The 14,315-nt window shown below is 42.7% G+C and carries 14 protein-coding genes; 2 read left to right on the top strand and 12 right to left on the bottom strand.

What is annotated here, in order from left to right:
- Positions 1 to 140 precede the first annotated feature (140 nt).
- The 3 genes from KH400_RS01800 to KH400_RS01810 form a co-directional block, all read right to left on the bottom strand.
- Positions 141 to 911: an SDR family NAD(P)-dependent oxidoreductase gene (locus KH400_RS01800; protein ID WP_217221459.1), complete on the bottom strand. Its 771-nt coding sequence runs from the start codon at positions 909 to 911 to the stop codon at positions 141 to 143.
- A 137-nt stretch (positions 912 to 1,048) separates the two neighbouring features.
- Positions 1,049 to 2,773: a methyl-accepting chemotaxis protein gene (locus KH400_RS01805; RefSeq protein WP_217221460.1), complete on the bottom strand. Its 1,725-nt coding sequence runs from the start codon at positions 2,771 to 2,773 to the stop codon at positions 1,049 to 1,051.
- Between the two features lie 219 nt (positions 2,774 to 2,992).
- Positions 2,993 to 3,724 carry a DUF421 domain-containing protein gene (locus tag KH400_RS01810; RefSeq protein ID WP_312888999.1) on the bottom strand — a complete coding sequence of 244 codons (732 nt, stop codon included), beginning with the start codon at positions 3,722 to 3,724 and terminating at the stop codon, positions 2,993 to 2,995.
- 223 nt (positions 3,725 to 3,947) lie between these two features.
- On the opposite strand from KH400_RS01810, the gene KH400_RS01815 reads away from it, so the two are divergent.
- Positions 3,948 to 4,559, top strand: coding sequence for an LbetaH domain-containing protein (locus tag KH400_RS01815; RefSeq protein ID WP_217221462.1), 612 nt, complete (start codon positions 3,948 to 3,950; stop codon positions 4,557 to 4,559).
- 30 nt (positions 4,560 to 4,589) lie between these two features.
- On the opposite strand, the gene KH400_RS01820 is transcribed toward KH400_RS01815, so the two are convergent.
- The 3 genes from KH400_RS01820 to KH400_RS01830 all read right to left on the bottom strand — a co-directional run bounded on the left by KH400_RS01820 (position 4,590) and on the right by KH400_RS01830 (position 7,132).
- Positions 4,590 to 5,909 (bottom strand): uracil/xanthine transporter, encoded by a 1,320-nt coding sequence (locus KH400_RS01820; RefSeq protein ID WP_217221463.1) that lies wholly within the window; start codon positions 5,907 to 5,909, stop codon positions 4,590 to 4,592.
- Positions 5,910 to 6,174: 265 nt separating this feature from the next.
- Entirely contained in the window at positions 6,175 to 6,450 is a 276-nt protein-coding gene (locus KH400_RS28370) for a YjcZ family sporulation protein (RefSeq protein ID WP_217221464.1), read from the bottom strand.
- Positions 6,451 to 6,523: 73 nt separating this feature from the next.
- On the bottom strand, positions 6,524 to 7,132 hold the full coding sequence (locus KH400_RS01830; RefSeq protein ID WP_312889003.1) for a LuxR C-terminal-related transcriptional regulator: 609 nt from the start codon (positions 7,130 to 7,132) through the stop codon (positions 6,524 to 6,526).
- Between the two features lie 454 nt (positions 7,133 to 7,586).
- On the opposite strand from KH400_RS01830, the gene KH400_RS01835 reads away from it, so the two are divergent.
- Positions 7,587 to 8,204, top strand: a complete 618-nt coding sequence (locus KH400_RS01835) for a GDSL-type esterase/lipase family protein (RefSeq protein WP_217221466.1) — start codon at positions 7,587 to 7,589, stop codon at positions 8,202 to 8,204.
- 241 nt (positions 8,205 to 8,445) lie between these two features.
- On the opposite strand, the gene KH400_RS01840 is transcribed toward KH400_RS01835, so the two are convergent.
- The 6 genes from KH400_RS01840 to KH400_RS01865 form a co-directional block, all read right to left on the bottom strand.
- Positions 8,446 to 8,841 carry an OsmC family protein gene (locus KH400_RS01840; protein ID WP_217221467.1) on the bottom strand — a complete coding sequence of 132 codons (396 nt, stop codon included), beginning with the start codon at positions 8,839 to 8,841 and terminating at the stop codon, positions 8,446 to 8,448.
- 177 nt (positions 8,842 to 9,018) lie between these two features.
- Positions 9,019 to 10,239: a cytochrome P450 gene (locus KH400_RS01845; protein ID WP_217221468.1), complete on the bottom strand. Its 1,221-nt coding sequence runs from the start codon at positions 10,237 to 10,239 to the stop codon at positions 9,019 to 9,021.
- A 42-nt stretch (positions 10,240 to 10,281) separates the two neighbouring features.
- Positions 10,282 to 10,998, bottom strand: coding sequence for a dethiobiotin synthase (gene bioD, locus KH400_RS01850; protein WP_217221469.1), 717 nt, complete (start codon positions 10,996 to 10,998; stop codon positions 10,282 to 10,284).
- Entirely contained in the window at positions 10,995 to 12,164 is a 1,170-nt protein-coding gene (bioF, locus tag KH400_RS01855; RefSeq protein ID WP_217221470.1) for an 8-amino-7-oxononanoate synthase, read from the bottom strand. The genes bioD and bioF overlap by 4 nt, the downstream gene beginning before the upstream one ends.
- Positions 12,154 to 13,500, bottom strand: coding sequence for an adenosylmethionine--8-amino-7-oxononanoate transaminase (gene bioA, locus KH400_RS01860; protein ID WP_217221471.1), 1,347 nt, complete (start codon positions 13,498 to 13,500; stop codon positions 12,154 to 12,156). The genes bioF and bioA overlap by 11 nt, the downstream gene beginning before the upstream one ends.
- A complete protein-coding gene (locus KH400_RS01865; protein WP_217221472.1) occupies positions 13,497 to 14,261 on the bottom strand; it encodes a 6-carboxyhexanoate--CoA ligase in 765 nt (254 codons plus the stop codon). Before KH400_RS01865 ends, bioA begins: the two co-directional genes overlap by 4 nt.
- Positions 14,262 to 14,315: the final 54 nt, after the last annotated feature.

Below are 14,315 nucleotides of genomic sequence, written 5' to 3' on the forward strand. Positions count from 1 at the left end.
TGAATGATAGGAATAGTATCATTAAGTGACTGGCATTTTATGTATGTTACATTCGTACCATGTTAAAAAACTGCACCCTAATTGTTCTCTAACAATTAGGGTGCAGTTCTAATGGCAATGCTTCTTTATTAAAAAATTACCTATAGGGCGGCCATTCCACCATCGATACGATATTGAGAGCCAGTAATAAATGTGCTTTCATCGGAAGCAAGGAAGAGTACTAATTGAGCAATATCACTTGATTCACCATATCGTCCAAGTGGGATAGATTTTTCTAGTTCTGCTTGAGCCGCTTCAGCATTTTCTGGGCTAAAGCCTGCTTCAAGCGAACGCATCATTCGCGTATTGACAGGTGAAGGATGGATTGAATTGACGCGGACATTTGCATTTGCGACCTCAACCGCCGCTGCTTTTGTCAATCCAACAACCGCATGCTTTGACGTAATGTACGGCGAGACATTCGGACTGCCGTTAAGCCCTGCGACAGATGATGTATTAATAACACTGCCATGCCCTTGCTTTGTCATTATTGGTAGTACATGCTGTAACCCTAAAAATACGCCACGAACATTGACAGACATCACTTGATCAAAGTCCTCAAGCTTTTGTTCTACGAGTGGAGCAACCTTCCCTTCGATTCCAGCATTATTGAAGAAAATATCAATCGTCCCAAAGCGATCCACGGTTTTTTTGACATAATTTTTCACATCGTCTTCCTTCGAGACATCAGCTTGTACAATCTCAACGTCACCGTGGGCATCTAACTCTGCTTTAGCCTCTTGTAAAGCTTGTTCACTTAAATCAACTAAGACAACCTTTGCCCCTTCTTTTAGAAACGTTTTTGCTGTTACTTTTCCGATTCCACCTGCGCCACCAGTAATTAATGCCACTTTTCCATCTAAACGACTCATCAAAAATCACTCCTTTGTGAACTTGACCTTACAGGAGTACTCTACCCGCAATTTATCTAAACAAAACGTTATTGGTAGCAAAAAGCTACCCCAACGCACCAAACCCGTGCAATGAGATAGCTTCATTTTTTCAATCGTTAAATTCGAAAACGAGCAACCGCTTGTTGGAGCTCTTCGGCCATGTTTGAAAGTGTGGCCGCTGCTGAGGAGATCTCCTCCATTGAAGCATTTTGTTCTTCTGCAGACGCAGCAACGGTTTGTGAATAACCGGCTGTGTCCTCTGCAACCGTTGACACTTCACTCATCGTGTCTACCATTGTCTGCGTTCCTGAAGAAATCTGTTCGATCGCTGCCGAAACCTCTTGTAATTGATTCGTCACTTCTGATACAGATGAGGAAATGCTAGTAAATCCTTGACTCGCTTCATTAACAAACTCGATTCCGCCATCAACTGCCTGACGACCAGCTTTCATCGTTTCAACAGACTTTGTGATATCATCTCTAATATCTTCGACTAAATCATTAATTTGACGTGCGGACTGACTTGTTTGTTCCGCTAGTTTACGAACCTCATCAGCAACTACCGCAAAGCCTTTGCCGTGTTCACCTGCTCTAGCAGCTTCAATCGCCGCATTGAGGGCTAATAGATTCGTTTGTTCCGCTACATCGGTAATGAGCGAGACAATGTTACCAATTTCCCCTGACTTGTTGCCAAGCTCACCGATCACCTCTGACACTTCACCTGTCTTTTCGTTAATCTCATCCATTTGTGCAATCGTTTTAGTAATCACTTCTGTGCCATCTTCTGATTTTTGTGAGGCAACGAGTGACGACTGATTGACGGTTTGGATGTTACTAGCTATTTGCTGAATGCCACTCGTCATATCGGTAACGACATCATTGGCTTTTCGCGAATGAGTTACTTGTGATTCAGCACCACTGGCCACCGTTTGAATCGCATCAGTAATTTCTTCTGTCGCCTTGCTTGTCTCCGCTGAACTTGCCGTTAATTGCTGTGAAGATGCAGCGACTTGCTCGGATGTCATTGTAATTTGCTGTAGCAATGTACGTAAACTGTCGCCCATTTTATTCATAGAAGCGCCTAACGTTCCAATTTCATCTTTTGAATCCGATTTAAGCTTGTCAACTTGAAGGTCACCTTCACTGATCCTCTCAGCAACGGACACGACACGGTTTAGTTGTTTTGCAAGGCTTAAGCTAAATAAAACGAATAGAAGTGAACCAAGGATGGCTGCAATAATAAAAGAAGTCAACATAACCACCTGTGAGCGCTCCACTGCTCCCTGCGCTTGAGTTGCTGCATATTCCATTTGATTAATAACGATATCTTGGAGTTCAAGCGCGGTGCTAACTGCTTCTTGTCTGACATATTCAAGATCACTCAATAATGACATATTTTCATTACTTAGGATAAGTGATGCAATGCTATTAAACCGACTATTATGATGAACGAGCATATCATAAAGCTGTTGCTGCTCTTCTGTATGCATGCGATCTTCAATCGTTGTTAAATACTCCGCCGTTCGATCTCGCAACTCGCGGTACCGTTCCTCGTCGTATGTCCCTGTTCGGGCATAGTCGTTAATTTGGATATACTTCGAACGAACCAAGCTAGCGATATCAGTTACGATCACCGCACGCTCACCTCGACGTTCTAATGCCTCTGTTTCTGTGCTGATATTCGATAAATTATTAAAAATTGCTATAAATGCTAGTGCAAAAATCATCAACACAGCAGCAAAGATTAAAAATAATTTGTTGCGTAGTTTTAAATTACTATAAAATTTCATCTCAACCTCTACTCCTTCATTAGGACTTTCTTCTTGTTGCTCTACGTTCACTAATCATCTAACCCAACACAATGTAAAACCTTATCGCTCACCCCACAATGTAAACCTTTGCATGTTTGCTTAAATGGATACGATCTCCAACAAAAGTCTTATTTAAATTTATCACAATTTGTCGTTCAAATATAGTGAAAATACAAAAAAGTAGGGAGCCCTCCGTAGAACCACCTACTTTTCATTTTAAATGATTGTTTTTGAATTGATAACCCCACTCTATGAGCCCGGCATCACTCTACCACTATGTTCTTCACCACAGGCGTAGATCCCACCACGTTCATCAATCGTCATTAAGAATATTTCTTTACTATTTTTGAAGCCATGTTGCTCAGCAAGCTTCTCTACTTCTTCAGTCGATAGTCCTAACTGCTCCATCTTTGGCTTGTTCATACGTCCTTCTAGTACTAGAATCGATGGAAAACCTTTATCAGGCAACGTCTGTTTCATATCATCTGGGGTTAATCCACCAAACTTCGATTTTTTGATCACACTAATCTGTCCATTTGGTTCAAGAATCGCATAATCTATTTCTGCAAGATCACTTGCTTGATTTAAACGCAAATCCATCATCATTGACTCAACCGTAAGCTTTGCTTTACGTAGCTCATTAACGAGTATTTGACCTTTTCTAATGATGATGATTGGTTCGGCATCAACAACTCGACGAATACGTTCATCCTTTAAAGCTAGATAACTCAACACTAAATGTAAGCCCGCAATTAACGATGCAGCGGCTAACGGGCCGCCGAGCGCAATATCACCACTCGATAATGGCTCACCGACAACATCCCCAATGATGACCGCAAAGATAAAATCAATTGGATGAAATGATACCATTGAACGCTGACCTAGTATTTTTATGACGATAAAGATATAAGCATAGACAATGACTCCACGTATTAAAAAGCCTATGATTGACAAATCCTCTGCACCCGTCCAAAAATCCACATCCATTTCCCCTTTTTAAAGCTGCTCTAGTTTCTATGTACGAAAGTAGCCTATTGTAGTCGTTTCTAGTATCACTATTGCCGATTTCTAGTTTTCTATACATATAGAGCTACAATTTAGAAGGAATGGTCATTTTCGCCTAGCAGATATTGAATGAGACGTTCTAGTAAATCAAATCTTACATACGATGATAGGGAGAAGATTTTAAAAAGGAGTTGTCCTCATGTATCCATATCCGATATTCTATCAAAACCCACCTGTCGATGAAGTGACAAGTATAAGTGCTCCGACGATTAGTAGTAAAGCGGTCGTCGGCACCGACTCCATGATTATTGGTAACATCACGATTTGCGATGATGTCTTTGTCGGTTTTAAAAATTTACTACGTGCCGACTCTGGTTATCCGTATTATGTTGGTCCTTATACAAACATTCAAGATTACGTTCTGATGCATGTCCATCCTGGGAGAGAACATGTCGAAATTAATGATCAAAAATGGGGTGTATTTCTAGAAGGCGCAAACAGTATCTTGCATCATGCGGCTGTCCATGGTCCATTATTTATAGGCAAAAACACATTTGTAGGTCAGCATGCCAATATTTATGATGCAGTAATTGGACGTAATTGCGTGATCATGCACGGAGCAACGGTGACCAATGGCGTCTCAATTGCTGATAACCGCTTTGTTGCACCAGGACAAGTTATTTGGCGTCAAGAAGATGCAGACAACCTTCCCCCAGTTCCCGACGAACACAAACATTTAAATGAAAAGATCGTCGACCATTACTACCGTCTCGGAAAATCATATGCCCGCCATACTGGCCTAGCGTTTTAAAGGTACCATGTAGTGGGTGCCTGGCACCCACTACATGGTGCCAGGCACCTTAGTTGTTGCCGTTTTTTTAGCTGCACTGGCGTGGTAAATGCCTTCTGTTAGAAGCGCACATAAGATGCCCATTAACAACCCGTTAGATAGCAACGGTCGCGCAAGCTCGGGGATTGTTGTGAAAGCTTCAGCTGGAATGTTCATAATCGTCATACCAAGTAACGCCGGTAATGCAATTCGATAGACCGTTTTTGGCGTAAAACGTAAGCCTTCCAAATTCCGCAATGCTGAACCGAAGAGTTGCAAATAGGCAACAAATAGAATCGTGTTACCTACGCTATGCGGGATCGTTGCTAGAAATGCAGTTAACGACGGAATGATGCCTAATAGGATAAAAAAGATAGAACCTAAAAAGAATGGTGCTCTCTCTTTAATCCCGGTAGATTGTAAGAAACCTAATGAAGATGCATACGGTGCATAAGGGACTAAGCCAAGAAAACCTGAAGCTGATGTATACGTCCCAGAAAGCAGCAGTGAAGCTCGGTATTGCTTTGCTGTTGTTTTTTGTTCGTAAATATCCTCTGCCCCTTTTAATGTCGCAATTGTATTTGTCGTATTTAATAGTCCCGTCAATACAATCGTAAAGACGATCCCCCACTCGAGTGCCGGAGCTCCCCATGGAAACCACCAACTTACAAATGGTGACGCTTGAACTGGTGTTGCAATCTCACCCGGAAAAAGGAGAAACGCTCCGATCCAACCGACGACCATTCCAATAAGGAGCGACAGGTTACTGATTGCCCCTCTTCCCTTTATATTAAGTACGATCGTTAGCGTAGCTAGCACAATCGAAAAACTAGCAACAGTCACATTGATATGATCACTCTCATTTAAGCCAAGCATCCCTTGTAAAAAGATAAAAATAAGCTGGTTGGCAAGCAATAATAGAAAAACAAACATGACTACCGGTGTAAACCATTTTTTCAAAAGATCTCCTAAGCCAAAAAGAGCGAGTGTTGAGACAAGTAATCCAGCAAAAATCGCCCCGACGGCAATACTACCGCCAATCGTTGCTAGACTGATAGGCAACGTGCTTGCGGTTGCCGTTAAGCTTAAAATCACGCCCCACCATAAACCAGATTGTCCTTCCATAATCGCATAGCGATGGCCGATCAGCCCTTGCAGGATACAAGCGATACCCGTAAACATAAACGACCGCTGCATCGCAGATACGATCTCAACCTGATTTAAACCGAACGCCTCACCGACAGAAATCGGAATTACAACTGTGTTTGCAAACATAAAAAAAAGCCACTGAAACCCTGCCAACAACGTTACAGAGGCGCGCGCATCATTCATATTCTACTTCCTTTCTAAACCATTATTAGTAACTAGGATTCATCCAAAATCTTACACTTCATGTAAGCCTAGTATAATATAGAAACTCGTTCATTTCTATTGCCTTGAATGATCGTTTGATACTTTCTATCATCTATATTGCTATGTATAGGTACGTTCCCTTCATACCGATTTCCCAAAGAAACTCCACTGCTAAAACCTTGGTTAAAGATAAAAAGAGCAGCCTAAACGTCTTCGTTTTAGACTGCTCCTCATTAAACTATACTTATTTAACTGGTGTGATCGTTGCACCGATAATGATCAATAAAATAAACAACACGACAATTAAAGCAAAGTCTCGACCTGCTCCAAATCCTGCTCCGTAGCCTCCTACTGGTCCTGCGCCATAACCATAGCCATGACCGACACCGTGATCAGGAGTAACTGCACCATAACCTGCACCTAGAGCTGCACCAGCAAGAGGAGCTGTGGGTCCCGCTACTGGAGCTGCACCAAGCCCTGCTGTAGCGCCTGCTGCGGCACCGAAACCAGGTCCAAACATTTATACAACACCACCTTCTAAATGCTACACTAACACCCTATGTCGGTTCGCCCTCAGTGATTGGGCTGATCGTCTATTTTACAGCCATTTTTTTAGGTGATGTGGGATCTTTTATCGTACTATCACTCAGGCTGACTAATTGATGCTTGATGGCATAGACAGCAGCTGTTGTCCGGTCTTGTACACCCATTTTCATAATGATGTTTCTGACGTGGTTATAGACAGTATATTTGCTTAAATAAAGAGCATTTGCAATCGCCTGATTACTCCACCCATTGGCAAGTAATTGCAGGACTTCCATTTCACGTCCTGAAAATCGTTCTCTTACTAATGGGGCTGCTTCACTCTGATCGCCCTTTAGCATGTTTTGGTAATCATTTAATATGAATGTGATCACCTTGTTATCGAAGTAATAGTAACCATGTTCAATCACATCGATAGCTTGATGTACGGTCTGTTTAAACCCATCTAGATATAAAACCGCTGTTAATCCATGCGAAATGAATGTACGCAATTCACTTTGTTCAAGTGCCGTTGAAAGCAACAAAACCTTTGCATGAGCATACGCATTATGTATCTTTTTGATCGTCTCACAGATATTCTCACTCGCATCATCATGATAGATAACAAATGCTTGAGGCTGCGAATCATGAAATGTTGCTTCAACATTTGCCGGTTCCACCGTCAATGCAGAGTATCTCCCATCACTTTTCAAGATTTTCGCCATTGATGTCCGTACGGAAAGACAATCAGAAATTATAACAACCTTGCTACACTCCATAGAAACCACCTTTATGTATAAAAGAACTACCTACTCTCAGTATTTAGTGAAAAAACACAGTAAGATGAACTATAACATATGTTTGAATTTATTTGTAGTAAAAATATTCCTAATCATTCAACGCTTCAATGATGTTCACAATTTGTGCGAAGTGTAAGGGCAAACATATCGTGAAGGGACAATAATAATAACTGGTTGATCCCCGCTAGATTGAAGATTTACCGACTCAAAAAGCAAATAAGCAACGATTTTCTTTCCAATTTTGTATCGGTATTCGCAACAAGGATAGTCGCCTTCTCATCTCCTCCACTCCATACATAAACTATAAGAAACTAGATCCATAGGAGGGAGAGGAATGCACGTTACGTATACCGCGTTAGGAGACTCGTTAACGACCGGTGTTGGCGCCTTCTTTTCACTAGGGTTTGTGAAGCGCTATGCACGAATGCTCGAGCACCTCTACCACGTCCCAGTTGCTGTCAAGAGTAAAGGGAAGGCAGGTCTCACCTCAGCCGAATTACTTGCACGCTTACGAAGAATCGATACTCGTAACGCCATTGCCGAGGCTGACCTGATCACGATTACGATCGGAGGCAATGACCTTCTGCAAGCGTATCGAAGGGGCTATCATCTGCACGCCCTTGAACACAGTGTTAACCAATTTGCGGTTAACCTACAGCTCATTTTAGCTGAAATCAAAGCGATCAAAGCTCTGTCACCAAAAAAATCATATAGAATTCAGCTCATAGGCTTATATAATCCTTTTCCAAAGCATCCATACAGTGATTATTTTATCCACAAGTACAATAACATCCTCAAAAGCTATCATTCCAACCTTATAAACTATGTTGATATTTATCCTCTATTTGAGCAAAACCACGCGTACCTGCTGTCATTTGATTATCACCCAAATAGCAAAGGCTATCAAGTGATCGCCGAGCAAGCATTGGCTACACTTCAAGGGTACAGGTAACAGGAAGAACGACCTCTTCGCGTTACCCGTGAAATAAAGCTCCGACAAAAGGTAGTATGGGCTACCTTTATTGTCTGTAAAGTGGTACATCTCCGGTGCGGACCCTCTGTACTCTATTTCAACAAACCTCATCTTTTTGAAAAGCACTACAAACTCACAGCTGTACCTTTCAAACCATAAAAAAACGACGCTTCCCCATACTCCAACTAGAGATCGCGTCGTCACATCCTTTAACTCTCCCTTACGCTTTTGACCATGTATCATGCAGCGTAACATTTGCCGCCTTTAACAAGTTGTATACAGGACAGCGTTGTTCAACCTGCCTTTGCAAATCTTTCACTCGTTCCTCTGGTTCACTAGTTGAAACGTTTGCTTCAATCCAAACGGTTTCAAAATACGTCCGTACGGATGAATCACCCTTAAAACCGCGCGGGTCAAACTCACCTTCGATTGTAAACGTAATCCCTTTAAGATCAAACTCCATTTCCCTTGCCACTGCATTCGCTGTCGCATTTTTACAACCAGCTAAGGAAGCGAGCAATGTTTCTAGTGGATTGGCACCGCTATCCTTCCCACCCATTTGCGCGACTTCATCAATGATCACCTTATGCTTTGCTGTTGACACCTCTGTTGTCATACCTTCTGACTCACCTTGAACGCTAAACTTTAATTTCTTACTCAGCGTAACCACTCCTCTACAATAATCAGAATAGTTACTTAATTCAAGTGCATATGATCTTATTCCTGCATACACATCTGTTTTTTAGGAAAAATGAAGCTCATGGTTTTATGTTTTGCCTGTTAGGATCAAGATTCAAGGGAATGTAATCGGCAATTCTTTTAGTGAACGAAAAGCAGTGAGCTTCCTCCATTTTGGAACAGATGTCGCTAGTTGAATCGTCGACGTTCGCTTAAGCAAGGCATGTATAGCTACTTTAGCCTCTATTCGAGCAAGGGTTGAGCCTAAACAAAAATGATTCCCAACACCAAACGCAACGTGAGGGTTTGGGTTCCTTGCTAAATTAAGTCGATGAGGGTCTTCGAACACATTTGGATCACGATTTGCCGCCCCGAGAAAAAGATAGACTTGCTCGCCTTCGCGAATGATTTGCTGATTGACTTCAATATCCTCTGATGCGACACGCGCTAGCATCTGTGTCGGGCTTTCATAACGTAAAAACTCTTCAACCGCGGTTTCGATCATCGCTGGCGCTTCCTTTAGCTTCTCCATTTGATCAGGATGATTTGCCAACGTGAACACTGAGTTGCTAATTAGATTCACCGTTGTTTCATGCCCTGCGATCACTAGTAACAAACAAGTCGCCACTATTTCGTCATCTGTAAATGCATCTCCCTGTTGCTCTTGTTTAATAAGCTTACTAATAAGATCATCGGTTGGATGATCCCTTCGCTTATTGATAAGGTCTAAGAAGTAAGCATGGACAGCGGCTGTCGTCTCATTTCCGTTAGCAAGTGAGTTGCGCGTGCGATTAAGGTCAATCGTGCGCAGTAAGGTAACCGTCCATTCTCGAAATAAATGGCGGTCTTCTTCAGGTACACCAACGATGTTCGCAATGACCATGCTCGTCAACGGAAACGCAAAGTCTGAGACAACATCCATACGCTTCTCGTTTTGAACGGAACCTAGTAATTGATCAACAGTTTCTTCAATGTAGAAGTGATACCGATTCACCATTTGCGGTGTAAACACATGACTAACGAGCTTACGTAACCGCATATGATCAGGTGGATTTTTAAACACTAACATATCTTTCTGGACATTTGCTAGATCACGATATCGTTTCGATGTTTGCGGAATAGGGGGCCGATTTTTAAAGCGAGTATCTTTTAATACCTTTACCGTTTCCTCATACCCAGTAATATACCAACCTGGATATTTGAAAAGCGTCCGCTTAGAAACTGGATGTTCAGACCTTAGCTGATCGTAAAAAGGATATGGGTTCTTTACAAACGCTGCAGAATTGAATGGATTCGTCTTTGGTTCGATTTGGTTTTGCGTGTCTAGTTTGATCATTTCTCCCTCTCCCTTATCCTCAGAATTCGATCCATCTGTCACCTACTTACTAACACTAGTATCCGAGAGCCCTAGCTGCTTCACAAGTAAGCCAAGGTCGACCTGCTCCTTGATCATTTGTTTCACACGTGGTTTTGAACAGTCGCGAAGTTTTGGAGTTTCCCCTAAAATCGGAACACGACAAAGCTTCTCAATCAGCGCTGGACTCGTTTTTTCTGATAGATCCTCATCGCCACTACGGCCGTTTATAACGATCCCTGCTACATCAAGCCCGATATTTTTTGCGTACTCTACCGTTAAATAGGTATGATTAATCGTGCCGAGATTTGGTCTTGCAACGATGACAATGGGCAGTTGTAAAGCTTTAATTAAATCACTTACTAAATAATTTTCACCGAGGGGTACGGAAATCCCACCAGCCCCTTCAACGATAAAAAACTCATGATGGTTACGAATTTTTTTCCAATGATCGAGCACAGCTTCGATTGCGACATGCTTACCTTCGAGCTTTCCGGCTACAAAAGGGGCAAGTGGTTCCTTAAACGCAAAAGGCGTGACCTCTTCAAGTGAAAGAGGTGACTCTGACATCTCCTTTAAAACTCGTGTATCACTTTCTGGATGATCACGAGAAATGCCACTTAAAAACGGCTTAAAAACCCCGACATCAACCTTCTGCTCTTTTAAAACGGCTGCAAGGCCACCAGCGACCATCGTCTTTCCAACATCCGTATCTGTTCCCGTAATAAAAACACCTTTCATTGCACGAGCAGCTCCTTTTCTATTTGTTCAAATGATTTGAGGAGGTAATCAATTTGCGCTGACGTATGATCCGCTGTCACTGTTAAGCGGATCCGGCTTTCTCTATCCGGTACGGTTGGAGGGCGAATCGCTGGTGCATATATTCCTTTTTCTTCAAGTCCTTTAGCAAACAGAACAGCCTTACTCGCTTCCCCGATGATGACTGGTATGATCGGTGTATCATCTCCCTTGATTGTATAACCAAGCTTGATTAATCCTGTTTTTAACTGCTTGATTTTTTGGCGGAGCCGTTGGCGCTTTTCCTCCCCAGCCTCAATCATTTCCAAGGCATGATACGCAATGGCACAGCTTGCGGGCGGTAGACTCGTTTGGAAAATAAATGGTCTCGCATGGTTAACCAAAAACTCAATTAACGTTTGCGATCCTGAGACAAAGCCTCCCTCTGTCCCAACGGCTTTGCTTAATGTACCGACAACAACGTCTGGTGAAACGTTAAAATATTCACTTGTCCCCCGGCCTTTTGCTCCTAACACACCGGTGGCATGAGCATCATCAACAATCACGTAAGCGTCATACTCTTTAGCAAGCGTCATGATCTGATCAAGCGGCGCGATCGTCCCATCCATACTAAACACCCCATCCGTTACGATAAACCGTCGTTGATACGATGCGGTTGCTTGCAGTCTTTTTTCAAGATCGGCCATATCAATATGGTTGTAAACGATCGTGTCAGCATTAGAGAGACGGCAGCCATCAATGATACTTGCATGGTTGAATTGATCACTTAAAAGAACGTCCCCTTTTTCAGGTAAAGCGGTGAGCACGGCTAGATTCGCTAAATAGCCACTCGAAAATAAGAGTGCGGCCTCTGTTTGTTTAAACTGTGCAAGCCGTTGTTCAAGTCGTTCATGCCACTCATTATTTCCTGTGATTAGGCGTGAGCCGCTACTCCCTACACCAAACTGATACAGGGCCACTTTTGCGGCTTCTACCAATGATTCCTCACCTGCAAGTCCTAAATAATTATTGGAAGCAAAGATGAGTTTCTTTCCACCGTCCATCTCAACTTCTGATCCTGGCGCTGTCTTCATTGTTCGTAAGCTCCGGTACAAGCCAGCCTTCTTCGTCTCGTCTAAGCGGAGCTGCAACGATTGATCAAAGCTCACCTGTTGTCACCTCATCAATCGCTTCTTTCATAATCGCTACCATTGCTTTCAGTTCATCAGCCGTACTGACTAGTGGTGGCATAAAGACGATCACATCGCCCATTGGTCTCGTTAACATCCCTAACTCTCGCATTTTTAATGATACTTGATAGCCGACTCGCTTTTCTGCTGGAAAAGGTTCTTTCGTCTCTTTTGCTTGAACGAGCTCGATCCCAACCATAAATCCAAGCTGCCTAATATCACCAACATGAGTGAGGGTGTACAACTCCTCTAGTATTCCTTTTAGCTCCTCGGACTTTTTGGCGACTTGCTCGGGTATGTTTTCGGATTCAAACAAACGAATATTTTCAATGGCAACGGCACAGCCAAGCTGATTTCCAGTATACGAATGCCCGTGGAAAAAGGTTTTCAATGATTGATAGTCATCATAAAACGCCTGATAGATTTCCTCTGTTGTATATGTAACGGCGATCGGTAAATAGCCACCAGTAATCCCTTTTCCAGCTGCCATTAAATCGGGCTGAACCCCCTCATGCTCACAGGCAAACATTTTACCTGTTCGACCAAAGCCAGTCGCAACCTCATCAACGATCATTAAAACTTCATACTTTGTGCAAAGCTCACGGACACCAGCCAAGTAGCCTTCTGGCATGACGATGAAACCACCCGCTCCTTGCACGTTTGATTCAATGGATAGAGCAGCGATTTCTTCATGATTTTCCTTCAATAATTGTTCAAGTGCTGCTAAACATTCATCACGGCATCGATCAGGATCACCCGTTTCAGATCGATAGACATTTGGAATCGGTGCCTTATAACTCTCAAACATGAGTGGACCATAGACGTGGTGGAAAAGATCAATCGCCCCAACACTGACAGCACCTACGGTATCACCGTGATAACCGTTTCTCATTGAGATAAATTTTTGCTTTTCGGGTCTACCAATATTCTTCCAATATTGGAACGCCATTTTAAGTGCGATCTCCATTGACTCCGCACCACTATCAGAATAAAAGACCCGTGTTAAATTGTCGGGGCTAAGCTCAACTAATTTTTCAGCAAGCTCTGTCGCGGGAACATTTGTCATCCCTAGCAACGTCGAATGCGCGATTTTGTCAAGCTGTTTTATAATCGCATCATCTAATTCCTTCTTGCGATGTCCGTGGACATTTAGCCAAACAGACGAAAAGCCGTCATAGTATTCTTTTCCGTCAATATCTTTCACTTTAATGCCTTGACCGCTCTCAATAATTAACGGGTCCTTGTCGTAATCCTTCATTTGTGTAAAAGGTAACCAAAGGTGCTTTTTGCTTTTTTCAATGAGTTCATGTGTCATTGTTTGCCCTCCATCTCCACAAAAATTGGTTGTTTCTCTAAGTAGTTCATGTATGTATTGATATTTGCTTTGCCATCGACAAAAAAGATTCGACAGCCTCGTTCATCCTGATATTCTTTTAATCTCGTAATCCGTTGATAACCGTGCTTCCTACTTGCGACGTAACCTGTTACATAGTCAGGGTCATCTGACCAGCATAATTCCGCAATTGTTACCGGGTGATGACACACTTTTGATGCCAGCGTAAGCGCCTCTTTCAAGCGCGGGCTGTTTGGTAGATTGTGTTCACTCGTCCACCTCTCAAAATCAGCATTCAACCAATCCATCCGAGAGACGCGAACCCCTTTTTTAGAATCAAGTCGTTCCCCAGAATGAACGTCGACCAAGATCGCTCCTCTAATGCCGAAACATTCAGTCATTTGATGATAGACTTTGTTCAGAGTGTGCCTCGGAACACCTGCTTGTTCTAACAGCTTAACGGCCAAGGCCTGTCCCTCCTCAACAGAGTCTACGTCATTCGTCTCTGGCTTTAACGGTTTTATTCGCTGAATCGGCTCATCAATCGCTTCGAACTGAACATTCATAAAATCCGGGTTACCTCTTGAATGAGTTAACGCTTTCTCTACCAATTGATTGATAGCCTGCTTGAGATTTGGGTAGGTGGTCAAAACTTCACCACCGGAGATATGTTTTCCACCATCTTCATGGGCCCCGTTTTGCGAAGCTCTCATTCGAACACTAAAATAGGTTTCTGCTTGCACTTTCGTTCACCTCAACCACAACAATTGTTAACCTTGATAAATAACGAGTTTACA

The organism is Desertibacillus haloalkaliphilus (assembly GCF_019039105.1).
In the GTDB taxonomy this organism is placed as follows: Bacteria; Bacillota; Bacilli; order Bacillales; family KJ1-10-99; genus Desertibacillus; species Desertibacillus haloalkaliphilus.